General features: G+C 71.1%; 23 protein-coding genes. 17 read left to right on the forward strand and 6 right to left on the reverse strand.

Features of this window, described 5'->3' with window-relative positions:
* Nucleotides 1–42: 42 nt before the first annotated feature.
* The 4 genes from BJP65_RS08410 to BJP65_RS08425 all read right to left on the reverse strand — a co-directional run bounded on the left by BJP65_RS08410 (nt 43) and on the right by BJP65_RS08425 (nt 3,944).
* Nucleotides 43–948: a glycine betaine ABC transporter substrate-binding protein gene (locus tag BJP65_RS08410; protein WP_055832208.1), complete on the reverse strand. Its 906-nt coding sequence runs from the start codon at nt 946–948 to the stop codon at nt 43–45.
* 62 nt (nt 949–1,010) lie between these two features.
* On the reverse strand, nt 1,011–1,913 hold the full coding sequence (locus BJP65_RS08415) for a proline/glycine betaine ABC transporter permease (RefSeq protein WP_070408838.1): 903 nt from the start codon (nt 1,911–1,913) through the stop codon (nt 1,011–1,013).
* The gene (locus BJP65_RS08420) at nt 1,913–3,232 is read right to left on the reverse strand and encodes a glycine betaine/L-proline ABC transporter ATP-binding protein (protein WP_070408839.1); all 1,320 of its coding nucleotides are present in this window, start codon (nt 3,230–3,232) and stop codon (nt 1,913–1,915) included. Before BJP65_RS08420 ends, BJP65_RS08415 begins: the two co-directional genes overlap by 1 nt.
* Before the next feature lie 406 nt (nt 3,233–3,638).
* A complete protein-coding gene (locus BJP65_RS08425; protein ID WP_055832214.1) occupies nt 3,639–3,944 on the reverse strand; it encodes a chorismate mutase in 306 nt (101 codons plus the stop codon).
* A gap of 81 nt (nt 3,945–4,025) precedes the next feature.
* Between BJP65_RS08425 and BJP65_RS08430 the strand changes: the two genes are divergently transcribed.
* From BJP65_RS08430 to nagB, 11 genes are all read left to right on the forward strand, one after another.
* Complete coding sequence (locus BJP65_RS08430; RefSeq protein WP_082516406.1) at nt 4,026–5,150, forward strand: AI-2E family transporter; 1,125 nt, start codon at nt 4,026–4,028, stop codon at nt 5,148–5,150.
* A gap of 244 nt (nt 5,151–5,394) precedes the next feature.
* Complete coding sequence (locus BJP65_RS08440) at nt 5,395–6,567, forward strand: ROK family protein (protein ID WP_070408841.1); 1,173 nt, start codon at nt 5,395–5,397, stop codon at nt 6,565–6,567.
* Between the two features lie 177 nt (nt 6,568–6,744).
* Entirely contained in the window at nt 6,745–8,004 is a 1,260-nt protein-coding gene (locus BJP65_RS08445) for an ABC transporter substrate-binding protein (RefSeq protein ID WP_070408842.1), read from the forward strand.
* A 75-nt stretch (nt 8,005–8,079) separates the two neighbouring features.
* Nucleotides 8,080–9,357 carry an alpha-L-fucosidase gene (locus tag BJP65_RS08450; RefSeq protein ID WP_070408843.1) on the forward strand — a complete coding sequence of 426 codons (1,278 nt, stop codon included), beginning with the start codon at nt 8,080–8,082 and terminating at the stop codon, nt 9,355–9,357.
* Nucleotides 9,358–9,371: 14 nt separating this feature from the next.
* Nucleotides 9,372–10,295, forward strand: coding sequence for a carbohydrate ABC transporter permease (locus tag BJP65_RS08455; RefSeq protein ID WP_070408844.1), 924 nt, complete (start codon nt 9,372–9,374; stop codon nt 10,293–10,295).
* Nucleotides 10,285–11,226, forward strand: a complete 942-nt coding sequence (locus BJP65_RS08460) for a carbohydrate ABC transporter permease (protein WP_070408845.1) — start codon at nt 10,285–10,287, stop codon at nt 11,224–11,226. The genes BJP65_RS08455 and BJP65_RS08460 overlap by 11 nt, the downstream gene beginning before the upstream one ends.
* Nucleotides 11,223–12,125, forward strand: a complete 903-nt coding sequence (locus BJP65_RS16980; protein WP_258027440.1) for a M81 family metallopeptidase — start codon at nt 11,223–11,225, stop codon at nt 12,123–12,125. The genes BJP65_RS08460 and BJP65_RS16980 overlap by 4 nt, the downstream gene beginning before the upstream one ends.
* On the forward strand, nt 12,122–12,706 hold the full coding sequence (locus BJP65_RS16985; protein WP_258027441.1) for an MlrC C-terminal domain-containing protein: 585 nt from the start codon (nt 12,122–12,124) through the stop codon (nt 12,704–12,706). The genes BJP65_RS16980 and BJP65_RS16985 overlap by 4 nt, the downstream gene beginning before the upstream one ends.
* Complete coding sequence (locus BJP65_RS08470; protein ID WP_070408846.1) at nt 12,703–13,431, forward strand: copper homeostasis protein CutC; 729 nt, start codon at nt 12,703–12,705, stop codon at nt 13,429–13,431. Before BJP65_RS16985 ends, BJP65_RS08470 begins: the two co-directional genes overlap by 4 nt.
* Nucleotides 13,428–14,360, forward strand: coding sequence for an ROK family protein (locus tag BJP65_RS08475; protein WP_070408847.1), 933 nt, complete (start codon nt 13,428–13,430; stop codon nt 14,358–14,360). The genes BJP65_RS08470 and BJP65_RS08475 overlap by 4 nt, the downstream gene beginning before the upstream one ends.
* Nucleotides 14,360–15,145: a glucosamine-6-phosphate deaminase gene (gene nagB / locus BJP65_RS08480; protein WP_070408848.1), complete on the forward strand. Its 786-nt coding sequence runs from the start codon at nt 14,360–14,362 to the stop codon at nt 15,143–15,145. The genes BJP65_RS08475 and nagB overlap by 1 nt, the downstream gene beginning before the upstream one ends.
* A 40-nt stretch (nt 15,146–15,185) precedes the next feature.
* Here the strand turns inward: nagB and BJP65_RS08485 are convergent, their stop codons facing one another.
* Both BJP65_RS08485 and BJP65_RS08490 read right to left on the reverse strand, forming a co-directional pair.
* Nucleotides 15,186–16,385, reverse strand: coding sequence for a beta-propeller fold lactonase family protein (locus BJP65_RS08485; RefSeq protein ID WP_070408849.1), 1,200 nt, complete (start codon nt 16,383–16,385; stop codon nt 15,186–15,188).
* 1 nt (nt 16,386) lies between these two features.
* Nucleotides 16,387–17,673: an adenylosuccinate synthase gene (locus BJP65_RS08490; protein ID WP_055832218.1), complete on the reverse strand. Its 1,287-nt coding sequence runs from the start codon at nt 17,671–17,673 to the stop codon at nt 16,387–16,389.
* A 108-nt stretch (nt 17,674–17,781) separates the two neighbouring features.
* Between BJP65_RS08490 and BJP65_RS08495 the strand changes: the two genes are divergently transcribed.
* The 6 genes from BJP65_RS08495 to BJP65_RS08520 all read left to right on the forward strand — a co-directional run bounded on the left by BJP65_RS08495 (nt 17,782) and on the right by BJP65_RS08520 (nt 24,308).
* Complete coding sequence (locus BJP65_RS08495) at nt 17,782–18,474, forward strand: Pr6Pr family membrane protein (RefSeq protein ID WP_070408850.1); 693 nt, start codon at nt 17,782–17,784, stop codon at nt 18,472–18,474.
* A 56-nt stretch (nt 18,475–18,530) separates the two neighbouring features.
* Nucleotides 18,531–19,187, forward strand: a complete 657-nt coding sequence (locus BJP65_RS08500; RefSeq protein ID WP_070408851.1) for a peptidylprolyl isomerase — start codon at nt 18,531–18,533, stop codon at nt 19,185–19,187.
* A gap of 405 nt (nt 19,188–19,592) precedes the next feature.
* Nucleotides 19,593–21,035, forward strand: a complete 1,443-nt coding sequence (gene argG, locus BJP65_RS08505; protein WP_055832223.1) for an argininosuccinate synthase — start codon at nt 19,593–19,595, stop codon at nt 21,033–21,035.
* A 122-nt stretch (nt 21,036–21,157) separates the two neighbouring features.
* The gene (locus tag BJP65_RS08510; RefSeq protein ID WP_055832225.1) at nt 21,158–21,763 is read left to right on the forward strand and encodes a TetR/AcrR family transcriptional regulator; all 606 of its coding nucleotides are present in this window, start codon (nt 21,158–21,160) and stop codon (nt 21,761–21,763) included.
* Nucleotides 21,760–22,374, forward strand: a complete 615-nt coding sequence (locus tag BJP65_RS08515; RefSeq protein WP_070408852.1) for a hypothetical protein — start codon at nt 21,760–21,762, stop codon at nt 22,372–22,374. Before BJP65_RS08510 ends, BJP65_RS08515 begins: the two co-directional genes overlap by 4 nt.
* Nucleotides 22,371–24,308 carry a YhgE/Pip domain-containing protein gene (locus tag BJP65_RS08520; RefSeq protein ID WP_070408853.1) on the forward strand — a complete coding sequence of 646 codons (1,938 nt, stop codon included), beginning with the start codon at nt 22,371–22,373 and terminating at the stop codon, nt 24,306–24,308. The genes BJP65_RS08515 and BJP65_RS08520 overlap by 4 nt, the downstream gene beginning before the upstream one ends.
* Nucleotides 24,309–24,370: the final 62 nt, after the last annotated feature.

Below are 24,370 nucleotides of genomic sequence, written 5' to 3' on the forward strand. Positions count from 1 at the left end.
GGTCCCTCCGCGCACGGAGGGACCCTTTTGGCGTAAGAAACGTCAGTCGCGCTGCGTCGGGAACGCGTCGGGGTACTGCTCGAGCCACGCCTGCACGGCCTCGGGCTCCTTGCCCTCGCCGTACTCGTTGACCACGAGGTCTTCGAGCGAGCCGTACTGCTCGTCGTCGAGCTGGATGCCGGCGATGAGCTCGGCGGCATCCGGGTATTTCTCGGCGAAGCCCGAGGTGGCGAGGAAGTGCAGAGCCTCGGGGTCGCCCATCAGACCCTGGGGGTCCTCGAGGTCCTTCACGTCGTAGGCGTCGTTCGCCCAGAAGGGACGCCACAGGGTGACCGCGATGTCCTTCTGCGCCGCGATGGCGTTGTCGAGCTCGGTGAGCATCGCCGCGGTCGACGAGGTGACGAGTTCGAAGTCGCCGTCGAGGCCGTAGCCGGGCAGCATGGTCTCCTGCGTCTGCTTCGTGAGGCCGGCACCCGGCTCGATGCCGTAGATGCGCCCCTCGAAGCGGTCGGCGTTGGCCTGCAGCTGCTCGATCGAGTCGATGTCGACGTAGCTGGGCACCGCGATCGTGAGCTTGGCGTTGTCGTAGTACGCGCCGAGGTCTTCGATCTTGTCGCCGTAGGTGTTCATGTAGTCGGCGTGCGTCAGCTCGGGCCATGCCGACGGGTAGATGTCGACGTCGCCCTGGGCGAGGCCGGCGTAGAGCGGGCCCGCCTCGGTGAGGGTCTGCATCTCGACGGTGTAGCCGAGCTTCTCGAGCTGGTCCTCGAGCAGGTAGGCGGTGCTGAGGCCGTCGGTCCACGACGGCAGGAACCCGAGCGTGATCGTGCCCTTGTCGCCGCCGCCGCCGTCTCCGCCCTCGGCCTGGTTGCCGCTCGCGCAGCCGGCGAGCGCGAGGGCACTGACGGCCCCGAGGGCCAGGGTGGTGGTGAGGTGTCGCTTGTTCATCGCTGTGTTCTCTTCCTTTTCGTATGCGTTTCCGTGTGTGCGCGCGTGTGAGGTGCCGGGACTCACGCGGGGGTGGGGGCGGCAGGGGCGGCAGGGGCGCGACGTCGGCCCAGCGCCGCGAGCAGCGACGAGGCGTTGTCGGACCGGTTGCCGAGGGCGGCGGTGAGGCGGTCGAGGTACACCGCCAGCACGACCACGCTGAGGCCCGCCTCGACGCCCTTGGGCAGGTTGACGGTCGAGATCGACTGCACGACCTCCTTGCCCAGGCCGTCGGCGCCGACGATGCCGGCGACGACCGCCATCGACAGGGCGAGCATGATGACCTGGTTGACGCCCGCCATGATGGTGGGCATCGCGAGCGGCAGTTGGATGCCACGCAGGATCTGTCCGGGCGTCGCGCCGAACGCGTGCCCGGCCTCCACGGTCTCGGAGTCGACCCCGCGGATGCCGAGCTCGGTCAGACGCACGCCCGGGGGCAGCGCGAAGATGACGGTCGAGACGACACCGGGTACCACCCCGATGCTGAAGAACGTGATCGCGGGGATCAGGTAGACGAAGGCGGGCATCGTCTGCATGAAATCGAGGATCGGCTTCATGACGGCGCGCACGGTGGGATTGCGCGCCGACCAGATGCCGAGCGGCACCGAGATCGCCACGGCCACGATCGTCGCCACGAGCACGAGCGCGAGCGTCTGCATCGCCGTGACCCACTGACCCATGCCCAGGATGAGGGCGAAGCCGATCACCGTGCCGAGGGCGAGCTTCCACGAGCGCAGGAGCCACGCCAGCAGTGCCGCGATCACGATCACGACGATGATCGGGGCGGCCAGCAGCACATCGCTGAGGCCCCCGACGAGAAAGCGCACGGTCACGGCGATGACGTCGAAGAGACCCGAGAGGTTGTCGCGGAGCCAGTCCACGCCGGCGTCGACCCACTGGCCGACCGGAATGCGGAAACCATCCATCAGCGCATCCCTCCGGTCTCGGATGCCGGGACCCCGGGGTCGGCTGAGGTCGCGTCGAGCACCGCGTCGATCTCTGCCGACGGGAGCGGGTTCGGAAGCACGGTGATCTCCTCGGTGGCGGTGGGGCCGGGGCCGAGAGCGGCCAACAGGGTGACGCGCGGGATGACGCCGGCCAGGCGTCCTTCGGCGTCGAGCACGGCCAGCGGAAGCGGCGACTCGACCGACGGCACGAAGAGGTTCATGAGCACGTCCTCTTCGCGCACGCTCTGCGGCAGCGGCCGGAGCCTGCCGAGCAGCGAGTTCTCTCCCGCGCGCACGAGCTTGATGGCGTCGCGGTCGGTGATGATCCCGAGCGGCTTGCGGTCGCGGTCGGTGACGTAGGCGGCCGACATGTACGCGTCGCGCATCTGGCGCAGCGCCGTCCGGGGGCCCGCCGACGCGTCGACGCGCGGTCGGGGACGTTCCATGACGTTGCCGGCCGTGAGCACGCGGGCGCGGTCGACGTCCTGCACGAACTGCTCGACGTAGTCGTTGGCCGGGTCGGTGAGGATGTCTTCGGGCGTGCCGATCTGCACGATGCGCCCGTCGCGCATGACCGCGATGCGGTCGCCGAGGAACATGGCCTCGTTGAGGTCGTGGGTGATGAAGACGATCGTCTTCTTCAGCGTCCGCTGCAGTTCGAGCAGCTGCTCCTGCATCTCGCGACGGATCAGGGGATCGAGGGCGCTGAAGGCCTCGTCCATGAGGAGGATGTCGGTGTCGGCGGCGAGAGCGCGGGCGATGCCGACGCGCTGCTGCATACCGCCCGACAGCGCGGAGGGGAGCTTGTCGCCCCACCCCTCGAGTCCGACGAGGGCGAGGATCTCGTCGGCCTTGGCGAGGCGTTCGGCCTTGCCGACGCCGCGGATCTCGAGCGGGTAGGCCACGTTGGCCGCGACCGTCCGGTGCGGCAGGAGCGCGAAGTGCTGGAACACCATCGCGAGACGATCGCGCCGCAGCGACCGGAGTCGCGCGGTGCCGACGCCCGTGAGGGGGTCGCCCTGCACCTCGACGGTGCCGGCGCTGGCCTCGTGGAGGCCGTTCAGCATGCGGATGATGGTGGACTTGCCAGAGCCGGAGAGCCCCATGATGACGAAGATCTCACCGGGGTGGACCTCGAAGCTCGCGTCGATGACGGCGGCGGTCCCGTGGTCGGCGATCTCGTCGCGACGGGCGCCGGAGCGGAGCTTGTCGACGGCAGCCTGGGGGGCGCGGCCGAAGACCTTGAACAGGTTCTTCGCCGCGAGGGCAGGCGCCTCGAACGCAGGCGGATGGGTCACTGTGTGCACCTCAGCGGCCTCGGGTGGCCGCAGCGGTCACGCCCGGGTGGCAGCCGTCAGCACTCTTCGGGGGGTGGAGTGCGTCGGCGTCGAATGTCGGATCCGACGCCCAGGCCGCCGACCGTACGCTCGCGGCGTCGACTCCCCCGAGTCGTCACCGGCGACCGCGGACTGGTCGGGTGGGCGGCCCGAATTCGGGCCTCCACCAAGGTTTCACGGTGATGGATCGGCTGGCAAATCGCCCGCCGCGTTGCGCTCTCGAGCACCCTGTGGCACGCGCGTGCGCGTGCCCGATGCTTCACGGGCGCTCCCCAGCGGGCATCCCCGAATGCGAGCCCGGGCGTGTCGCGCGACGTCGGCGGAGGCGCTCCGGCATCCGAAACCGTCGCGCCGAGGCGACTGCCGCTCAGTCGGTCCCGGGGTGCGCGGCGGCGGACCGGTGGTGACGGATGACCTCGGCGACGACGAAGTTGAACCACTTCTCGGCGAACGCGGGATCGAGGTCGGCGTCTTCCGCCAACCGCATGAGCCGGGCGATCTGCTGCTCTTCGCGCGAGGGATCGGACGCCGGCATGCCGTGCTGGGCCTTGAGCACACCCACTTGCTTGGTGCAGCGGAATCGCTCGGCGAGCAGGAAGATCAGCGCGGCGTCGATGTTGTCGATGCTGCCCCGCAGGCCCTGCAGGATCGTGGTGGGGTCGGCGTCGGTCATATGTCCTCCCAGATCGCTCCGAGGATACCGCGCGCGAGGGTCGACGTAACGCGCTCCCCGTAGACCCTTACAGTGTTGAGCATGAGCCGATCGACGCGCCCCGACCCCACCTCCGAGGGCGCCGAGGCGGGGACCCCCACCTCCCGCGACAAGCCGGTCTGGTCCGCGGTCTCGCGCCCCTACGCCGCCGGCTTCTTCCTCACCCTCGGCGGTCTCACCGCGCTCCTGCTGGGTGCTGCGCTCTCGAACATCTCCACGGTGCTCATCTACATCGCGATCGCCCTCTTCGTGGCCCTCGCCCTCGACCCCCTCGTGCGCATGCTGGTGCGCCGCGGCCTGTCGCGCGCGTGGTCGATCGTCATCGTGTTCGGCGGCCTCGCCGTCATCCTCGCCGGGGCCCTGTGGTTGCTGATCCCGCCCGTCGTCCGTCAGGTCGAGCAGTTCGTCCGCGACATCCCGAACTTCGTCAACGACCTCATCGACAGCGACGCCGTGCACTGGGTCGAGTCGAACTTCGGCGACAGCCTGGGCGACGTGCTCAAAGAGGTGCAGGGCTTCGCCACCAACCCCACGAACATCGCGGCGATCGGCGGCGGTCTTCTTCAGGTCGGCATCACCATCGGCACGTTCGTCTCGGGAGCGATCATCGTGCTGGTGCTGAGCCTGTACTTCCTCGCGTCCCTGCCCAAGATGAAGAACAGCCTCGTGCGTCTGACGCCCGCGCGCAGCCGCGCGACGGTCTCGGACATGACGGGTCAGATCACCGACTCGGTCGGCGGGTACCTCGCGGGCATGGTCGTGCTGGCGCTGTGCAACGCGGTCTTCGCGTTCATCGTGCTGACGATCCTGCAGCAGCCCTTCGCCGCGCTGCTGGCGGCCCTTGCCTTCGGGATCACGCTCATTCCGCTCGTCGGCTCGGTGCTCTTCTGGGCGACCGCTACGGTCTTCACGCTCATCGTCAGCCCGAGCGCCGGCCTCATCTTCGCGATCGTGTACCTCGTCTACATGCAGGTCGAGGCATATCTGCTGACCCCCCGCGTGATGAACCGCACGATCTCGGTTCCCGGCTCGCTCGTGGTGATCGGCGCGCTCGTCGGCGGCACCCTCCTGGGGCTCCTCGGTGCGCTGGTCGCGATCCCGGTCACGGCCTCGGTGCTGCTCATCATCAAGCAGATCGTCATCCCGCGTCAGGATGCCAAGAAGTAGGCACCGACGGGAGTCGCCGCCGGGGCGTGCCCCGGTGCTCGCGAGCGTGCGCATGACGGGTGCGCGGGGATAGCGGCATCCCGAGCCGGTCCGTCGCTGACCCGGTCGAAGCCGGCGCGCACCATCCCCGGCGGGCGGAGATATCCGACGTCTGCGCGCTCGCGCGGCTCCGGAACGTGCGCGCCGTCGGCGCCGACGCGTGCGATGATCTCGTCACCGACGTCGACATGACCGGAGCACACCCATGAGCGCCCCCTATCGCCACCTCGCCTCGACGGGCGGTGTCTTCTCGCTCATCCGCGACGGCCTGGCTCGTTCCCGGTCGGACCTCTCGCGACTGACCGGGCTGGCGCCCTCGACCATCACGCTGCGCGTCGACGAGCTGCTCACCCTCGGCGTCGTCGAAGAGGCGGGCGAGACCGCGTCGCGTGGGGGCCGTCGCCCGCGCAACCTCGCCCTCGCACGCGATGGACGCGTCGTCGCCGGGATCGACCTCGGCGCCGCGCACGCCACCATCATCCTCGAAGACCTGCGCGGCACCCGCGTGGCCCGTCATCGCATGACCCTCGACATCTCGCGGGCGCCCGAGGTGGTGCTGCGCGGCATCCATCGCGAGGTGCTCTCGCTCGTCGAGGCGGCCGCCGAGCCCGTGACCCTGGCGGGCATCGGCCTGGCGGTTCCCGGACCCGTCGGCGTACCGGACGGTCGCATCATCTCGCCCTCGCGGATGCCGGGATGGAACGGCATCGATGCCTCGGCGATCCTCGGCGGCATCGCCGGCGTTCCCGTGCGCTGCGAGAACGACGCGAATGCGATGGCTCTCGGTGAGCACATCGCCGGAGGCCGGAGATCGCGCAACATGCTCGTGGTCAAAGCGGGCTCGAGCATCGGCGTCGGCATCATCGTCGACGGCGCGCTCTACCGCGGAGCGACGGGGGTGGCGGGCGACATCACCCACATCGCCGTGGCCGGCTCCACGGTGGCCTGCGTCTGCGGTCGCGTGGGCTGCCTCGACGCCATCGCGGGCGGGCGCGCCATCGGCGAGGCCATGACGGCGGGCGGCATCCGCATCGACGACGTGGCGCAGCTGTCGGAGCTCGCCCACGACGGGCACCCCCTCGCCACGCGCCTGCTGCGCGAAGCGGGTCTGCGCACGGGCAGCGTGCTGGCCACCGTCGTGGGCTTCTTCAACCCCGAGCGGCTCGTGCTCGGCGGCATCATCGCCACGACCGACGCCTTCGTCGCCGGCGTGCGCTCGAGCATCTACGACCTGTGCCTCCCCCTGTCGACCTCGTCCCTGGAGGTCTCGGCGTCGGAAGAGGGCTGGGACATCGGAGCGCGCGGAGCCGCTCTGCTCGTGCGCGACGAGCTGCTGTCGGCCGCCTCCATCGACAACCTGACGCGGTCGAACGCCTGACTTATTTCACGGATTGAAGTCGAAATGGTGACTTCATCCGATGTATGTAACAGGTCGATTAAGGAATGAAGCGGTGCTCGTCTGCGCCGCTAGCCTCCCCCCAAGACCTAATCATCCGATGTCCCGGGCTGATTCGCCGGACCCGAACTCCGCAGCCCGCACCCGAGAGGAACCCCCATGCACAAGAAACGGATCGCCTTCGCGGGCCTCGTCGCCGTCACGGCGATGGGCTTCACCGCCTGCGCCTCCGGCGGCGGCGCGGCCGACGGCGGCAAGACCACCATTGTCTGGAACATGTGGGCGGGTGACACCGCCTCGGAGCAGAAGCTCAAGGACCAGATGGCCGTCGCCCAGAAGCTCGTCGGCGATGACATCACCATCGAGCTGCAGACCGCTCCCTGGGCCGACTACTTCACCAAGTTGAACACGAACATGGCGTCGGGCAAGGTCGCCTGCGTCACGGGCATGAACGGCCAGCGCCTCGCCGGATACACCGAGGTGTTCGACGAGCTCACCGACGACGACCTGTCGACGATGGGGATCTCGCGCGACGCGTACAACCCGGGCGCCCTGAGCGTCATGGAGAACGGCGGCACGCTCTACGGCCTTCCCTACGACACCGCCGCGATGCTGCTCTTCTACAACGCCGATCTGTTCGCCCAGGCCGGCGCCCCGCTCCCCACCAACGACTGGACGATCGACGACTTCGAGAAGGCGGCGAGCGAGATCACCGCGAAGGCCGGCGCGAAGGGCTTCGCCGTCTCGGTCGACGAGTTCCAGTGGCTATCGCTCCCGATGGCCGAGACGGGGCTGCAGCCCGTCGACGACTCCGGCGCACTCGACCTCACGAACCCGAGCTTCGTCGAGGCGGCCACCCGCTACGGCGACCTCGTCACCAAGCTCGGCGTGTCCGACGCCGTCCCCTCCGCCTCGGACTCGGCGTGGACCACCACGCAGTTCGAGAACGGCAAGGCCGCGATGATCATCGAGGGCACCTGGATGGCATCCACCCTCACCGGTCCCGACCTCGGATTCTCGGCCGGTGCGGTGCGCATCCCGCGCGGCGACGACGGCGCGTACGGCGTGGCCCTCGGCTCCGGCTACGGCATCGCCGCCAACTGCGAGGACAAGGAGGCCGCGCTCAAGGTGCTCAGCGCCCTGTCGAGCCCCGACGTGCAGTCGGTGATCGCGGAGCAGGGCGGCTACCCGGCCCAGCTCGCCAGCCAGCCGGAGTTCTTCACGGCCCTTCCGGATGCCACCCGCGACAACCTCACGCAGGCCTTCACCGCCGCGTTCGAGGGCGCCGTGTCGCAGCGCGTGACCGACCAGTGGACGCAGGTGGCGACCGCGACGCCGAACGAGCTCGTGAGCGTCTACACCGGCCAGGCGACCATGTCGTCGGTGCTCGAGAACCTCGAGTCGCGCTTCGGCAACTGAGTCCCCCGGGAGGCGGCGCCCGCCGGGCGCCGCCTCCCTCTCACCCCGTCCCCCTCGTCACGCAGGAGCACCGCCATGACCGACGACCGCACCGACTGGTTCGTCCACGATCGCTTCGGGATGTTCGTCCACTTCGGGCTGTACAGCGTGGCCGCCCGCCACGAGTGGGTGCAGAACTACGAGCGCATCGAGGCCGCGGACTACGCCCGCTACGCGCGGTTCTTCGAGCCCGACCTCTTCGACGCCCCGACCCTGGCGCGCCAGGCCCGCGAGGCCGGCGCCCGCTACGTCGTGCTCACCGCCAAGCACCACGAGGGCTTCTGCCTGTGGAACACCGCGACGACCGGCTTCAACGCGGTCGAGGCCTGCGGCCGCGACCTGGTGCGCGAGTACGTCGACGCGCTGCGCGCCGAGGGCCTGCGCGTCGGGATCTACTTCTCGCTGCTGGACTGGTCGCACCCGCACTACACGATCGACCGGCACCACCCCCAGCGCGGCGCCGCCGACGTCGCCGAGCGCAACGCCGACCGCGACATGGCGATCTACCGCGAGTACCTGCACGCTCAGGTGCGGGAGCTGCTCACGGGCTACGGTCCGCTCGACTACCTCTTCTTCGACTTCACCGAGCCCGCCGAAGAAGACGGCCTGCCCGGCAAGTCGCCCGAAGACTGGGATGCCGAGACCCTGCTGGCGATGTGCCGCGAGCTGCAGCCCGACATGGTGGTGAACGACCGCCTCGGCATCCCCGCCGATCTCGTCACCCCCGAGCAGTACCAGCCGGTCCGACCGTTCGAGCGCGACGGCGTCCCGCTCGTGTGGGAGGCCTGCCAGACGATCAACGGCAGCTGGGGCTACCACCGCGACAACCACGACGGCAAGAGCGCGGCCCTGCTCGTGCGCATGCTCGCGAGCTCCGTCGCGCTCGGCGGGAATCTGCTGCTCAACGTGGGTCCCACCGGTCGCGGCGAGATCGCGCCGCGCGACGCCGCCCTGCTGTCGCAGGTGGGCGAGTGGATGACCCGACACGCGGATGCCATCCGCGGGGCCGGCGCATCGCGCTTCGTCGCACCGTCGGGCGTCGTCTACACCCAGCGCGGCGACCGCCTCTACGCGCACCTCTTCGACTGGCCCTTCGGCCTGCTGCACCTGCCCGACCTCGCCGATCGGGTCGAGTTCGCGCGCTTCCTCGACGACGGGTCCGAGGTGCTGTTCGAGAGCATCCCCGCCGATCAGCAGGCCTTCAACCTCCTGCCCGCGGCGCCCGCGCCCGGAACCCTGACGCTCAAGCTCCCCGTCCAGCCGCCGTCGGTCGCACTCCCCGTGATCGAGCTGCGACTGCGGGCCTCCTCCTGACGAAAGGCCACCGGATGGTCACCGAATCCTCCATCGCCCCGCGGCGACGGCGCCGCAGCACGATCGAGACGAGGGAACGCCGCCAGGCGCTCGGCTTCATCACTCCGGCCGTGCTCGGTCTCGCGGTCTTCACCGTCCTCCCCGTGGGACTCGCGATCGTGATGAGCCTGTTCGACTGGCCGATCTTCGGCAAGCGCGCGTTCGTCGGCATCGACAACTACGTGACGCTGCTGACCTCGTCGCCCGACTTCTGGCCGGCGCTGCGCAACTCCGCGGTGTTCACGCTGCTCTACGTGCCGCTGAACCTCATCGTGGCGCTCGGGCTCTCGCTGCTCCTCGGACCCCGCATCCGCGGTCGCGCCGTGTTCCGCGTGCTGTTCTTCATCCCCGTCGTCACGCCGATCGTGGCGAGCGCGCTCATCTGGCGTCTGGCGCTGCAGCCCGACGGGCTGCTCAACGGCATGACGGTCTCGCTCTTCGGGTGGGAGCTGCCGAACTTCCTCGTCGACCAGAACTGGGCCATGCTCGCCGTCGTCGCGATGAGCGTGTGGGCGGGCATGGGCTACAACATGCTCGTGCTGACCGCGGCGCTCGAGCAGGTCCCCACCTCGGTGGTGGAAGCCGCCCAGATCGACGGGGCCCGCGGCATCCGTCTCGTCGCCCAGGTGATCATCCCGCTCATCTCCCCGGCGATCTTCTTCGCCGCGGTGATGACGATCATCTCGTCGATGCAGGTGTTCGCGCAGCCGCAGCTGCTCACCGGCGGCGGCCCCGGCACCTCCACGGTGCCGCTGGTGATGTTCATCTACAACACCGGCTTCAAGTTCCAGGACCTCGGTCTCGCCGCCGCGGGCGCGTGGATCCTGTTCGTCATCATCATCGGCATCACGGCGCTGCAGTTCCGGGCGCAGAAGAGGTGGGTGCACTATGAGCACTGAGACCCTACGACAGACCCACCGCCCCACGCCGCTGTCGCCCGCGACCGCCGTCGAGGGTCCCCGCGGCGGCCGACGCGGGCGCCGACGCAGCCAGCCGGCCTCCCGCGGCGAGCGCTTCGGTCTGATCGCCGCGTACCTCGCGGTGATCGTCGCGGCCGTGATCTTCGCGGCCCCGCTGATCTACGCGTTCTTCTCGGCCCTCAAGCCCTCGAACGAGGTGCTGCTGGCGCCGCCGACGCTGATCGGCAGCGAGGTGCGCTGGCAGAACTTCCTCGAGGTCTTCAGCTTCGCGCCGTTCACGACCTACATCGCGAACTCGTTCATCGTCTCGGTCGCCGGCGTGCTCGTCGTGCTCGCGGTGTCGTCGACGGCCGGCTACGCCTTCGGGCGCCTGCGCTGGCCCGGGCGCGACGTCGTGTTCGTGCTGTTCCTCGGCACGCTGATGGTGCCGCAGGAGGTGCTCGTCATCCCCATGTTCGTCGTCATGCAGTGGTTCGGATGGGTCGACACGTACCAGTCGCTCGTCCTCCCCTGGGCCTTCACCGCCTTCGGAACGTTCCTCATGCGGCAGTTCTTCCGCGGCATCCCGTTCGAGCTCGAAGAAGCCGCGCGCATGGACGGCGCGGGCCCCGTGCGCACGTTCCTGCAGGTGATCCTGCCCCTCGCCGGCTCGGCGCTCGCGGTGCTGGCCGTGTTCACCTTCCTCAACTACTGGAACAGCTACCTCTGGCCCCTCGTGACCGTCAACGACTACAACGCCCTGGGCACCCTGCCGATCGGCCTCGCGAGCTTCGCCACGCAGAGCGGAACGCGGTGGGACCTGCAGATGGCGGCCACGATCATCTCGATGATCCCCACCACGATCCTCGTCATCGCGCTGCAGAAGCACCTCGTCAAGGGCATCGCGACGTCGGGTCTGGGCGGGCGATGACCGCGCGACTCCCCCGGATCGTCATCGCCGGCATGGCCATCGAGTCCAGCGCGTACGCTGCCCACCGGGCCGGCCACGACGACTTCGTCGTGCTGCGCGGCGACGAGGTCCTCACGCGGTACCCGTTCCTCGCGGCGGGCACGCCCCTGGGCGATGCGGCCGACTGGATCGGCGTCTTCTACGCCCGCTCGATCCCCGGCGGCCGGGTGCGCCGCGACGTGTACGACGACTTCCGCGCTCGCATCGTCGCCGGCCTCGCCGACGCCGGCGAGGTGGATGCCGTGTACCTCGACGTGCATGGAGCGATGGGCGTCGAGGGGATGGACGACGCCGAGGGCGACCTCGTCGAGGCCGTCCGGGCGGTGGTCGGGGCAGAGCCCCTGATTGCCGCCCCCATGGATCTGCACGGGAACGTCTCGGAGCGCTTCGCCCGCGCGGTGGACCTGCCGACGTGCTTCCGCCTGGCCCCGCACGAGGACGCCGACGACACCCGCGAGCGCGCGGCGCGGACGCTTCTCGAGTGGGTGGGGCGCGACGAACGCCCAGCGCGCGCCTGGGTGCGGGTGCCGATCCTGCTCCCCGGCGAGAAGACGTCCACCCGTGTGGAGCCCGCCCGGAGCCTCTACACGCGTCTCGACCAGGTGGAGCGGATGCCGGGCGTCACCGACGCGTCGATCTGGATCGGTTACGCGTGGGCCGATGAACCCCGCAGCCACGCGACGGTGATCGTCAGCGGCGCCGACGCGTCGACGATCGTCGAGCAGGCGAGACGCTCGCCCAAACACTGTGGGACGCCCGCGACGACTTCTCGTTCGTCGGACCGCCAGGCTCGCTGGCCGAGGGCGTGTCGGCGGGTCTCGCGCATCGAGCCGCCGGCGGCGCCCGGCCGTATCTCGTGAGCGACTCCGGCGACAATCCGGGCGCGGGCGGCTCCGGCGACGTCACGTGGACCCTGCACGAACTGCTGCGCGACCAGCGTCTCACCGGCGCCGACGACGACCTCACGGTGGCCGTGGCCTCGATCTTCGACGCCTCGGCCGTCGCCTCGCTCGACGGCGCCGAAGTGGGCTCGTCGGTCGACGTCGAGGCCGGTGCCCGCGTCGACGACCGCGTGAGCGGGCCGGTGCGCATCGCCGGGGTGCTGCGCGGGCGGTACGACGATCCGGTCGCGGGCCGCGTCGTCGTCATCGGCGTCGGCGCCCTGCGGGTGATCGTCACCGAGCGGCGCAAGGCGTTCCACGCCGCCGACCACTTCCGGGCGGTGGGCATCGACCCGCTCGCCACCGACATCATCGTGACCAAGATCGGCTATCTCGAGCCCACCCTGTACGACATCGCCGCGGGCTGGACGCTCGCCCTCACCCCCGGCCCGGTCGATCAAGACCTGGGCCGACTGGGTCACCGCCGCATCGAGCGACCGATGTTCCCCTTCGACGCGTTCGACGCCGCTCCCGACCTGAGCGCGACGGTGCTGCGATGACCGCGTTCGAGATGGCGGTCCAGGATGCCGCGGGCATCGCCGTCGCGGCCGAGCTCGGCATCGACCGCATCGAGCTGTGCGCCGCCCTGTCGCTCGGCGGGCTGACCCCCTCGGTCGGACTCATCGAGGCGGCGGCCGCCTCCGGCATCCCGACGCATGTCCTCGTGCGCCCGCGCGGGGGCGACTTCGAGTACGACGACGCCGAGCGAGCCCTCATCGTCGACGACGTGCGGTGGGCCCACTCCCTGGGCGCGGCGGGTGTCGTCGTGGGCGGTCTGCGCGACGGGGGGATCGACGAGGAGCTCGTCGACCGCGTCGTCGCCGTCGCCGGCGGCGCGGACGTCACGTTCCATCGCGCGTTCGACAACCTGTCCGACCTCGATGCCGGTCTCGACCGCCTGACCGGTCTCGGCGTCACGCGCGTGCTGACCTCGGGCGGCGCGGCTCGGGCGCACGACGCGCTCGGCGTTCTGCGGCGGCTGGTGGGCCGCGCGAGGGGCGGGATCGAGATCATGGCGGGCAGCGGCGTGCGCTCCGACAACGTCGCGCGGATTGCCGCGACCGGCGTCGACGCCGTCCACGCGTCGGCCAAGCGGTCCGTGACCGGCCGCCCGGGCGTCGCGCTCGGTTCCGCCGCGAGCGACGGCGGTGGGTACGAGACCGTCGATCCCGACGAGGCACGACGCCTGTTCGGCATCCTGCGGTCGACCGAGGAGGCGAAATGACGCTTCTTCTGGGTGTGGACAACGGGGGCACCCGGGTCAAGCTGCTGCTCGCGCGAGAGGTAGGCGGGCGGCTCGAGCACGTGCGCACGGACGATGCGCCGACCCCCCGCGGACCCGCCGCGATGGACGAACTGGCGGCGCTCACGCGGGCGTTCCTCGCCGACGACCGCGCGGATGCCTTCGGCATCACCGTCGCGGGCATTCTCGACGAGGCGTCCGGGGTCGTGACGACCAGTGCGAACATGCGCTGGCTGGAAGGACTCGCGCCCGCCCGAGAGCTGGCCGACCGTCTCGATCTCCCCGGCGAGGCCGTGCAGGACGGGGTCGCCACCGCGATCGCGGAGGCGGTCCTCGGCGCCGGACGCGGAGCCGACGACGTGTTCGTGCTCGCCCTCGGCACGGGCATCGCTGGTGCCCACGTCGTCGACGGGGCGGTCCGCAAGGGCGCCCACGGCGGCGCGGGAGAGATCGGACACCTCGCCACCGGGCGCGGGGAGAAGTGCACGTGCGGACAGTCGGGCTGCCTGGAATCGGTGCTGGGCGGCACGCGCCTCGGCGCACGCTGGGATCGCGCCCGCGGGGTCGGTGCGGCATCGACCGCCCTCGACGTGGTGCTCGCCGCCGAGCGGGGTGACGGCACCGCCCGCGCGATCCTCGACGAGGCGACGACGGCCCTCGCCAACGGCCTGCTGAGCGTGATGGCCATGATCGACCCCGGCGTGATCGTCATCGGCGGCGGTCTGTCGAACTCGCCGACCTGGATCATCGACCCCGCGGTCGACAAGGCCCACCGCCAGGCGACCTTCCACTCCGTTCCCCCCATCGTCCGGGCGCAGCTGGGCTCCTGGGCGGGGGCGTGGGGCGCGGCGGTCACCGCGGGGCACCGGACGAGCGGCGAACGCCGCCTCGAGCGAACGGAGATGGTCTGATGGCCGAGGTCGTGCTCACCCGAACCGCCGACGAGGCCTCGGCCCTCGCCGCCGCCCACGTCGCACGCGAGATCGCGGCCCGGCCACGGCTCGTGCTGGGGGTCGCGACGGGTTCCACCCCCGAGGGCTTCTACCGTCACCTGGCCCGATGCCTCGCCGCAGAGGGCACCGACACGTCGGGCGTCCGGGCCTTCGCGCTCGACGAGTACGTGGGGCTGCCCGCAGACCACCCCGAGTCGTACGCCGCCGTCATCGACCGCACCGTGACGATGCCGCTCGGTCTCGACCCGGCGCACGTGCACGTGCCCGACGGCCGCGCCGCCGACCCGTTCGCGGCCGCGGTGGCGTACGACCGCGCCATCGACGCGGCCGGCGGCGTCGACATCCAGATCCTCGGCATCGGGCGCAACGGGCACATCGGCTTCAACGAGCCGGGTTCGTCGCTCGGGTCGCGCACGCGGGTGAAGACGCTGGCCGCCTCGACCCGGGATGCCAACGCGCGGTTCTTCACCGACCCCCGCGACGTCCCCGTCCACTGCATCACCCAGGGGATCGGCACCATCCGCGAGGCACGGCATCTTATCCTGCTGGCGTTCGGTGCCGACAAGAGCACCGCGCTGGCCGGCGCCGTCGAGGGTCCGGTGTCGGCGAGCCTGCCCGGCTCGGCCATTCAGCTGCACCCGCACGTCACGGTACTGGCCGACGAGGACGCCGCGCAGAAGCTGACGCAGGCCGAGGCCTACCGCGAGGCGTGGGCGCTCAAGCCCGCCGCGCAATCGTTCTGAGCGGGCGGGGCCGGCGCGCCGGCCGGGCCGCTGGGGCGGCTCAGCGCAGCGGCAGCAGCCGGGTCGGCGAGGGCGACGGGGTGCGGTGACGAACGCGGCCCGGGATGCCGGTGCGCACATCGAGCGGGAGCGAGACGATCTCGTCGGCGAGCTGGCCGGCGACCAGCAGCGTGTCGGCGACCACGACGTGATGGCGCGGCCAGTGCGTGCCGGTGTCGGCGAGCGCGAGGAGCTGCAGCTGCTCACCGGCGCCGCGCACCGACAGCACGCCGACGGTGTCACTGCCGCGCACCCCGGCGTACACCGTCGCGCCGTCGCGGCTCGCGCACAGCTCGGCGGCCGTGTCGGTGTCGAGGGTGCCGATCAGGGGCTGCCCCGACACGATGCTCCACCGCCCCGAGGCGTCGGCGGCCAGCACGAAGACCTCTCGGCTGAGCTCCGTCACGACGTAGAGGTGCCCGGAGGGGTGCCAGAGCCCGTGCCGGGGGCCGCTGCCCTTCGGCAGTACGACCTCTTGCACCGGTCGCAGGCCCGCCGCGCCCGAGCGCCAGAAGCGCACCAGGTCGAGGCCCATGTCGGTCGTCGCGACCAGGCCGCCCGGAAGGAAGATGGCCTGGTGCGCGCGCGAGACGCGCTCGCCCGCGGCGGCTTCTTCGGACTCGGCGTCGGTCACGGGCACGTCGTCGTACGCGGGCACGAAGTGCGCGTACTGCTCACCCACGGCCTCGCGCAGCGCGCGGGCTGCCGCAGCCAGATCGGGCACCGCCGCCCCCGAAACGCGTGCGCCGGTTGAGATCGTCTCGCCCGTCGGATCGGCGCCGTAGGGATCCGACGCGTCGGCGGCGATCACGGGGCGCGACGGGCGCCCCGCGGCATCGAGGTCGATCCTCACGACCCGGCCGTCGCCCCAGCAGCTGGCCACCAGGTGCGAGGCGTCGGGGGCGACCGCCACGTGGCAGACCGCCGCTCCCGCGTCGATCGGCGCGCCGAGCGGCGCCAGCCGCGTCTCGGCGCTGCGGCGGTAGGCCTGCACGGTGCCGTCGGACTCCAACGCCGCGTAGAGCAGGTCGAGCGTCGGGTGGGCGGCGACCCACGAGGGCGAACCGGGCGCGGCGACGGCCGTTCCGACCATGCCGAGAGGGCCCGAGGCCCCCGGCGAGTCGGCCTCGCCGGCCTGGAGCAGGCCGATGCCCTCGGCCGCTCCGCTGTCGGCGGCGTAGGCCCCGACCCAGAACCGCACGTCAGTCGACCAGGGGGTGCCGCACGATCACCTGGTCGCGCGCCGGGCCGACGCCGATGACCGAGATGCGGGTGCCGCTCATCTTCTCGAGGGCGAGCACGTACTCCTGCGCGGTCTGCGGCAGATCGTCGAACGTACGGGCCGTCGAGATGTCCTCGCTCCAGCCGGGGTAGGTCTCGTAGATCGGCTTCGCGTGGTGGAAGTCGGTCTGATTGACCGGCAGGTCGTCGTAGCGCACACCGTCGACGTCGTACGCGACGCAGACGGGGATCTCGTCGAGACCGCCCAGGATGTCGAGCTTGGTCAGCACCAGGTCGGTGATGCCGTTGATGCGCGTGGCGTAGCGGGTGATGGGCGCGTCGTACCAGCCGACGCGGCGGGGACGGCCCGTGGTCGTGCCGAACTCGAATCCGCGCGAGCGCAGCCAGTCGCCGCTCTCGTCGAACAGCTCGGTGGGGAAGGGCCCCGAGCCGACGCGCGTCGTGTACGCCTTGACGATGCCGACGATGCGGTCGAGGCGGTTCGGCCCCACGCCCGATCCGGTGGAGGCACCGCCCGCGGTCGCCGACGACGAGGTGACGAAGGGGTAGGTGCCGTGATCGACGTCGAGCATGGTGGCCTGGCCGCCCTCGAAGACGACGACGTCACCGGCATCCAGTGCCTCGTTCAGCAGCAGCGAGGTGTCGGCGACCATGGGGCGCACGCGCTCGGCGTACGAGAGCAGGTCGTCGACGATCTCGTCGACGGTGATCGAGCGACGGTTGAAGACCTTCACCAGCAGGTGGTTCTTCTGGTCGAGGGCGCCCTCGACCTTCTGGCGCAGGATGTTCTCGTCGAAGAGGTCTTGCACGCGGATGCCGACGCGGTTGATCTTGTCGGCGTAGGCGGGGCCGATGCCGCGACCGGTCGTACCGATCATGCGCTTTCCGAGGAAGCGCTCGGTGACCTTGTCGAGCGTGCGGTGGTACTGCGTGATGAGGTGCGCGTTGGCGCTGATCTTCAGTCGGCTGGTGTCGAGGCCTCGAGCGTTCAGCGCCTCGAGCTCGGCGAAGAGCACCTCGAGGTCGACGACGACGCCGTTGCCGATCACCGCGTTCACCCCGGGAGACAGGATGCCGCTGGGCAGCAGGTGCAGCGCGTACTTCTCGTCGCCGATGACGACGGTGTGGCCGGCGTTGTTGCCGCCGTTGAACTTCACCACCCAGTCGGTGCGCTCACCGAGCAGATCGGTGGCCTTGCCCTTGCCCTCGTCGCCCCACTGGACTCCGACGATCACAATTCCGGGCATGTGCGCTCCTCGCGTCTGATTCCGGCGGTCACCCCATCCTATCGAGCGGGTCCGACACCGCCCTCGCAAGCCCCCTCGACCGACGGGGACCGCCGCTAGCCTGGGGCGATGCAACGATCGCGCGGGTGGGCCACCGGATGGAACCTCGCACGGATCGCCGTGGCCGTGCTCATCGTCGTCGCCGTCGTCGCGCAATTCGTCTCGACGCTCGGCGAGGCCGTCGCCCGGGGCCGCGACACCACGACCGTGATCGCGAACTTCTTCAGCTTCTTCACGATCCTCTCCAACGTCTCGGCCGCGGTCGTGCTCGTGCTGCTGGGCGTGCGCTTCCTCGTGCGCGGTCGCCGTCTCAAGGTCGATCCGCCCGCGCTCGCGACGGTGCTGGCGTGGGTGTCGACCTACATGATCGTCACGGGCATCGTCTACAACCTGCTGTTGCGCGGCCTGCCCCTGCAGCCCGAAACGGTGGGCTGGTCCAACGAGATCCTGCACGTGTGGGGGCCGCTCTTCCTGCTCCTCGACGTGTGCCTCGGGCCGAACCGGCGCCGTCTCCGCTGGACCGCCGCCCTGGGCGCGGCCGTCTTCCCGATCGCCTGGATCGTCTACACGCTCCTGCGGGCGCCGCTGGTGACGAACCCGACCACCGGCGCCCCGTTCTGGTACCCGTACCCCTTCCTCGACCCCAGCACCGGCGGGTGGGGCAGTGTCGCGGGGTACATCGTGGTCATCGCCGTCGCCATCGTCGCTCTCGCCGTCGGCGTCGTGGCGATCGGTCGGGCACGCGGCATCCGCCCGCACTAGACCGACACGTTCTCGCAGGGCGGGCCGCGCCGACGACCTACCCTGGGAGCGTGCGTATGCGATCGATGTCCGCGGCCCTGGCCGCCGCCGCCCTGCTCCTGCTCGCCGGTTGCTCCGGAGGCGCGTCCGACGGGGCCGCTCCGTCGGCGGGCGCCTCCGCCGGGGAATGCTCCTATGCCGCCTCGGGTCAGCCGGCGGTCGACGTCACGCCGCCCGCCGCGGGCACCGACCGTCCGACGGGGCAGGTCGACGTCGTCCTGTCGACCTCCGCCGGAGACATCCCCATCACCCTCGACGGCGAGAGCGCCCCGTGCACCGTCGAAAGCTTCGTCTCGCTCGCGCAGCAGCAGTACTTCTCCAATACCGAGTGCCACCGCCTCACGACGTCGGACATCTTCGTGCTGCAGTGCGGCGATCCCACGGGCACCGGCCGCGGCGGCCCCGGATACCGCTTCGCGGACGAGCTCGACGGCAGCGAGACCTACCCCGCGGGCACCGTCGCCATGGCCAACGCGGGCCCCGGCACCAACGGCTCGCAGTTCTTCCTGGTCTACGAGGACACGCAGCTCGCGCCGAAATACACGGTCTTCGGCACCATGTCGCCCGAGGGCCTCGACGTGGTGAAGTCGATCGCCGCCGCGGGCACGGCCGGCGGCGCCGACGACGGCGCCCCCGCCACCCCCGTCACGATCTCCGACGTCACGGTCGGCTGACCGCGCGGGGTCTCCGCACCCCGCCCCGTCTCGGATCCCGCGGCCCCGGCGGCGGGGCGGCGGATCCGGGCGGCGGCCGGCGCCCGCGAGGCGGTGCGGTCCGCGGGCGCACGGCTCCTGCAGATCCCCGCTCCGACCGCCTCCCGTCGCACAGCTCCCCGATTCTGCAGGACTTGTGCTCGCCCACCGCGCCGCCGACCCGCACGCCGCGGCGCTCCCGCCCGCGGCCGGCCCGGCCCCCGGCGTAACCGACACCGGCGCACGACTCCTGCAAGCCCCCGCCGGCGCGGCCAACAGCCGCCGGAGCACCCCGTTCTGCAGGACTTGTGCCCGCGCGCCGGTCCGCCCGCGCGCCGCAGCGCCCACGAATCGGGGTGTGCGGGCGGGCGCAATAGAATCGACGGCATGTCCAAGGTCTTGCAGTCCCTTCCCGTCGGCGAGCGCGTCGGCATCGCCTTCTCGGGTGGTCTCGACACCTCGGTGGCCGTCGCGTGGATGCGCGACAAGGGCGCCGTCCCCTGCACGTACACCGGCGATCTCGGCCAGTACGACGAAGACGACATCGCCTCGATCCCCGGCCGCGCCACGCAGTACGGCGCCGAGGTCTCGCGCCTGGTCGACTGCAAGACGGCCTTGGTCGAAGAGGGCTTCGTCGCCCTCGCGTGCGGCGCGTTCCACATCCGCTCGGGCGGGCGCACCTACTTCAACACCACGCCGCTCGGCCGCGCCGTCACCGGCACCCTGCTCGTGCGCGCGATGAAAGAAGACGGCGTCGACATCTGGGGCGACGGCTCCACCTACAAGGGCAACGACATCGAGCGGTTCTACCGCTACGGCCTGCTCGCCAACCCCTCGCTGCGCATCTACAAGCCGTGGCTCGACGCCGACTTCGTCACCGAGCTCGGTGGTCGCAAAGAGATGAGCGAGTGGCTCGTCGCCCACGACTTCCCCTACCGCGACAGCGTCGAGAAGGCGTACTCGACCGACGCCAACATCTGGGGCGCCACGCACGAGGCCAAGACCCTCGAGCACCTCGACGTCTCGCTCGAGATCGTCGAGCCGATCATGGGCGTGCGCTTCTGGGACCCCGCGGTCGAGATCGAGACCGAAGACGTCACGGTCGAGTTCGCGGCCGGTCGCCCCGTCGCCATCAACGGCACGCGCTTCGACGACCCGGTCGAGCTGGTGCGCGAGGCCAACACCATCGGCGGCCGCCACGGCCTCGGCATGAGCGACCAGATCGAGAACCGCATCATCGAGGCCAAGTCGCGCGGCATCTACGAGGCCCCGGGCATGGCGCTGCTGTTCCTCACGTACGAGCGCCTGGTCAACAGCATCCTGAACGAGGACACCCTCGCGACCTACCACGAGCAGGGTCGCCGCCTGGGCCGCCTGATGTACGAGGGCCGGTGGCTCGAGCCGCAGTCGCTCATGCTGCGCGAGTCGATCCAGAAGTGGGTCGGTTCGACCATCACCGGTTCGGTCACGGTGCGCCTGCGCCGCGGCGAGGACTACACGATCCTCGACACGGTGGCCTCGGGCATGTCGTACTCGCCCGAGAAGCTGTCGATGGAGCGCGTCGGCGACGCGGCCTTCGGCCCGGTCGACCGCATCGGCCAGCTCACCATGCGCAACCTCGACATCGCCGACTCGCGCGCCCGCCTCGAGCAGTACGCGAGCATGGGCCTGCTCGGCGGTCCGACCGGCGAGCTCGTCGGCGACGTCGCCGCGGGCGGCGCGAACGAGATCATCGAGTCGGCCTCGCCCCTCGACGCCGCCGGCGAGCGGCTCGCCGAGGCGACGGATGCCGCGGGCGAAGCTGCCGCGTTCGACTCCGGCACCGACTGACCGCACGTCCTCCCGAGAGCCCGCGGCGTTCGACGTCGTGGGCTCTCGTGTATTCGGGGGCGGGGTGCCGCCGCCCAAGAAGTTGCACACGACCGTGCACTTTCGGCGTACACTGAGGCACCGTGACCACTTCCACCCGCCGCGACGCCGTCGAGAACCGCGCCGGTATCGTCGACGCCGCCACCGCGGTCATCGGCCACGACCCTCGCGCGTCGATCGACACGATCGCGCGCCGCGCCGGTCTCTCGCGGCGCGCCCTGTACGGACACTTCGACGACCGCAACGCCATCGTGCGCGAGGTCATCGCCGCGGGCGCCGCCCGCTTCAACGCCATCGCCGATCGTGTCGACGACGCCGATTCCCGCGTCGCGCTCGCCCGTCTGGCATCCGAGCTGTGGGCCGAGGCCGCGCACGTGCAGGCCGCCGCAGCCCTCGCGCTCGACGACGCGCACCTGCCCGAGACCTCGGCCGCCCTCGCGCCGCTCCGCCGCCGCATCGACGCGATCGTGCGTCGCGGCCAGGAGTCGGGCGAGTTGCGCACCGACCTTCCCGCGCCCACGCTCTCGCGCCTGCTCGAAGAGACCGGGCGCACCGTGGTCGCCCGCGTCGATGCCGGATCGAGCACCGCCCGGTCCATCGCCGTGCGCGCCGTGCTCGGCATCGCGGGACTCTCGTGGACAGAAGCACGCGACCTGGTGGCGCAGTACCCCGAACTGGAGGCGCAGTGAGAATCGTCCTGAACGCGGTCGCGAAGGGTCGCGCCGAGCGCGCGCTGCCCGCGACGTCGACCGCCTACGAGACCGGGCGCGCGACCCTGGTCGTCGCCGAGACCGAGCAGCGTCCCACGGTGCTGGGCCTCGTGGCATCCGGCCGCATGAACATCGACAGCGGTTCGGTACTGGTCGACGGGCACGCCGATGCCAGGACCCTGCGCCGTCGCGTCGCCCTGGTAGATGCGCCGGTCGTCTCGGAACCCGAACCGAACGTCACGGTCACCGGCGTCGTCGCCGAGGAACTGATGTTCGCCGGCCACGCGCCGACGCCGTTCGCCGCCGCGCGCTGGCTGGAGGGCATCGGGCTCGACGAGATCGCCGGGCTGCCGATCGGCAACGTGGAGCCGGCCGCCCGCATCCGCCTGCTGCTGGAACTCGCCGCGCTGCGCAAGGACGTCGAGGCGCTGGTGCTCGTCGCCCCCGACCGCCACGGCGGCGAGCCCTCGGCCTGGTGGGCCATCGCCCGCGAGTTCGCCGAGCGCGGCTACGCGGTGCTCGTGATCGCGGGACAGGCCTCTCGCACGGCCATCGACGCGATCGAGAACGCAGGAGAACAGGTCCGATGAAGATCCCGCAGATGATCGCGGCGGAGTTGCGCCGACTGACCTCCACCCGCATGTCGGTGATCGCCCTGGTGGCGCTGCTCGCCGTGCCCATCCTCTACGGCGGCCTGTACCTCTGGGCGAACCAGGACCCCTACGGCAACCTGTCCAGCGTCCCCGTCGCACTCGTCGTCGACGATCAGGGCGCCGACGTCAACGGACAGCAACGCAACCTCGGCGACGAGGCGGCCGATCAACTGCTCGACAGCGACACGTTCGAGTGGCACCGGGTCAGCTCCGACGCCGCCGACGCCGGGCTGCAGGCGGGCGACTTCGACTTCATCGTGACGCTTCCGGCCGACTTCACCGAGGCGGTCGCGTCGCTGTCGAGCGCGACCCCGCGCCAGGCCGACATCGAGCTGCGCACCAACGACGCCAACAACTACCTCGCCTCGACCATCGGCACGCAGGCCGTGGCCCGCATCCAGGCGTCGGTGGCGAAGAAGGTCGTCGACGAGGCGGGGCTCACGCTGCTCGACGCCCTGCACACGGTTCGGGTCAGTCTCGTGGATGCCACGACCGGGGCGACGCAGGTCGTCGACGGTCTGAACTCGGCGAAGTCGGGCTCGTCGCAGCTCGTCTCGGGCTCGTCGCAGCTCGCGGACGGCTCGTCGCAACTCGCCGACGGCACCGCTCAGCTCTCGAGCGGGGCGAACCAGCTGCGCGACGGAACCGCCCAGCTGCGCGACGGGGCCGCGCAGGTGGCCGACGGTGCGCAGCAGGTCGCCGGGGGTGTCGATCGCATCGACGCCGCCGCGCGCGAGGTCGGCTCGGTCGCCTTCGACGCCGCCGCCCGCCTGCCCGAGGCGCGCGCCGACATCGCGAAGGCCCTCGCCGACGCCGGTCTCGACCAGGCCCGCATCGACGAGATCCTGTCGCGACTCGACCCCGTGGGTCAGCGGCTCACCGAGGCCAACGGTCGCGTCCAGAACACCGTGAACCAGATCGACCAGCTCGACGACGGCGCCCGCCAGGTCGCCGCGGGCAGTGCGTCCGTGGCCTCGGGCGCGGCGACCGCGGCCGACGGAGCCTCGGCCCTCGCCGACGGCGCGGGCTCGGCGGCATCCGGAGCCGCCTCGCTGCGCGACGGTTCCGCGCAGGTGCGCGACGGCGCGACCCAGCTCGACTCCGGCCTCGCCCAGCTCGCGACCGGCGCCACGCAGCTGCGCGACGGGCTGGCCTCGGGCGTGCAGCAGATCCCCGACAACGACCAGACGACGCGCCAGGCCCAGGCCTCGGCCATCTCCGACCCGGTCGCCGTGGGCACCAGCGCGGTCACGAAGGCGCAGAACTACGGTGCCGGTCTCGCCCCGTTCTTCGCCGCCCTGGCCGGCTGGATCGGCATCTACGCGCTGTTCCTCATCGTCAAGCCCGTGTCCAAGCGCGCGGTGACGGCGCTGCGCTCCCCCGTGCGCGTGACCCTCGCCGGGTGGCTGACACCGGCGGGCCTCGGCGCCCTGCAGATGGTCGGGTTGTTCACGGTGCTCGCCGTCGCGCTGCAGTTCTCGTTCGCGAACCCGTGGGCGGCCCTCGGCATCCTGATCTTCGCCTCGGCGACGTACGCGGCCATCGTGCTGGCGCTGAACGTGTGGCTCGGATCGGTGGGACAGTTCCTCGGCCTCGTGCTGATGGTGCTGCAGCTCGTGACGGCCGGCGGCACGTTCCCCTGGCAGACCCTCCCCGCTCCCCTCGCGGCGCTGCACCACGTGCTGCCCATGGGATACGTGGTGGATGCCATGCGGCAGGTCATGTACGGAGGAGACGTCGGCCGCGTCGGCTACGACCTGCTCGTGCTCGGCGCGTGGATGGTCGGCGGGGTGCTGCTCGCCGCGATCGGCGTGACGCGCATGACGCATCACCGCACGCTGCGGGACCTGCAGCCGAGCCTGATCGGCTGACCCGCGATCGCGTGAGGTGCCAGAATTCGTCGCGGGGAACAGCCCGACGGCGACGAATTCTG

It is taken from the genome of Microbacterium sp. BH-3-3-3 (assembly GCF_001792815.1).
GTDB lineage: Bacteria > Actinomycetota > Actinomycetes > Actinomycetales > Microbacteriaceae > Microbacterium.

Coding starts and splice junctions, on each gene's coding strand:
- BJP65_RS08410 (WP_055832208.1), bottom strand. CDS start 948: ATGAACAAGCGACACCTCACCACCACCCTGGCCCTCGGGGCCGTCAGT.
- BJP65_RS08415 (WP_070408838.1), bottom strand. CDS start 1,913: ATGGATGGTTTCCGCATTCCGGTCGGCCAGTGGGTCGACGCCGGCGTG.
- BJP65_RS08425 (WP_055832214.1), bottom strand. CDS start 3,944: ATGACCGACGCCGACCCCACCACGATCCTGCAGGGCCTGCGGGGCAGC.
- BJP65_RS08430 (WP_082516406.1), top strand. CDS start 4,026: ATGAGCCGATCGACGCGCCCCGACCCCACCTCCGAGGGCGCCGAGGCG.
- BJP65_RS08440 (WP_070408841.1), top strand. CDS start 5,395: ATGAGCGCCCCCTATCGCCACCTCGCCTCGACGGGCGGTGTCTTCTCG.
- BJP65_RS08445 (WP_070408842.1), top strand. CDS start 6,745: ATGCACAAGAAACGGATCGCCTTCGCGGGCCTCGTCGCCGTCACGGCG.
- BJP65_RS08450 (WP_070408843.1), top strand. CDS start 8,080: ATGACCGACGACCGCACCGACTGGTTCGTCCACGATCGCTTCGGGATG.
- BJP65_RS08455 (WP_070408844.1), top strand. CDS start 9,372: ATGGTCACCGAATCCTCCATCGCCCCGCGGCGACGGCGCCGCAGCACG.
- BJP65_RS08460 (WP_070408845.1), top strand. CDS start 10,285: ATGAGCACTGAGACCCTACGACAGACCCACCGCCCCACGCCGCTGTCG.
- BJP65_RS16980 (WP_258027440.1), top strand. CDS start 11,223: ATGACCGCGCGACTCCCCCGGATCGTCATCGCCGGCATGGCCATCGAG.
- BJP65_RS08470 (WP_070408846.1), top strand. CDS start 12,703: ATGACCGCGTTCGAGATGGCGGTCCAGGATGCCGCGGGCATCGCCGTC.
- BJP65_RS08475 (WP_070408847.1), top strand. CDS start 13,428: ATGACGCTTCTTCTGGGTGTGGACAACGGGGGCACCCGGGTCAAGCTG.
- nagB (WP_070408848.1), top strand. CDS start 14,360: ATGGCCGAGGTCGTGCTCACCCGAACCGCCGACGAGGCCTCGGCCCTC.
- BJP65_RS08490 (WP_055832218.1), bottom strand. CDS start 17,673: ATGCCCGGAATTGTGATCGTCGGAGTCCAGTGGGGCGACGAGGGCAAG.
- BJP65_RS08495 (WP_070408850.1), top strand. CDS start 17,782: ATGCAACGATCGCGCGGGTGGGCCACCGGATGGAACCTCGCACGGATC.
- BJP65_RS08500 (WP_070408851.1), top strand. CDS start 18,531: ATGCGATCGATGTCCGCGGCCCTGGCCGCCGCCGCCCTGCTCCTGCTC.
- argG (WP_055832223.1), top strand. CDS start 19,593: ATGTCCAAGGTCTTGCAGTCCCTTCCCGTCGGCGAGCGCGTCGGCATC.
- BJP65_RS08520 (WP_070408853.1), top strand. CDS start 22,371: ATGAAGATCCCGCAGATGATCGCGGCGGAGTTGCGCCGACTGACCTCC.